This is a genomic window from uncultured Acetatifactor sp. (assembly GCF_948601915.1).
Lineage (GTDB): Bacteria > Bacillota > Clostridia > Lachnospirales > Lachnospiraceae > Acetatifactor.
In genome coordinates, this window is sequence record NZ_CAPDXS010000238.1 from 1 (window position 1) to 385 (window position 385).

The following is a 385-nucleotide window of genomic DNA, read 5'->3' on the forward strand; positions in this document are numbered from 1 at the left end:
AATCAGCAGCGCCACAGTCAAAATCACCATGAATTCCTCGTATGTACTCATAATGCTCACATCTTTCCATCAGGATCTCGGAATGGGTGAGAGCACGTCCCCCGACTGCCCGGAGAAGCACATTACAGCATGTCCCTCAGGCCGGCTCCTCCAGTTTTCTCTGGAATTTTGCTGCTCCGGAAAGAAGATCAGCGTATTCAGCCACTTTGCAGCGTCCGTCCTCATTCAGTGGCTCGTACGTTTTTTGGCACCACTCAATATACTTTCTGATGTGTGCGATCAGACGTTCATGGGACTTGTCCGTTCCCGTGCATTCAATGATTATGAGAGGGTTTCCGGCTTCATCTTTTATCATGAAATCACATTGGGGCTCTTTGGCGGCTTT

At 49.1% G+C, this 385-nt stretch carries 1 protein-coding gene; it reads right to left on the reverse strand.

Features of this window, described 5'->3' with window-relative positions:
- Window positions 1-136: 136 nt before the first annotated feature.
- Window positions 137-355: a hypothetical protein gene (locus Q2B33_RS23385; RefSeq protein WP_300914301.1), complete on the reverse strand. Its 219-nt coding sequence runs from the start codon at window positions 353-355 to the stop codon at window positions 137-139.
- Between the last annotated feature and the right edge of the window lie 30 nt (window positions 356-385).

Coding starts and splice junctions, on each gene's coding strand:
- Q2B33_RS23385 (WP_300914301.1), bottom strand. CDS start 355: ATGATAAAAGATGAAGCCGGAAACCCTCTCATAATCATTGAATGCACG.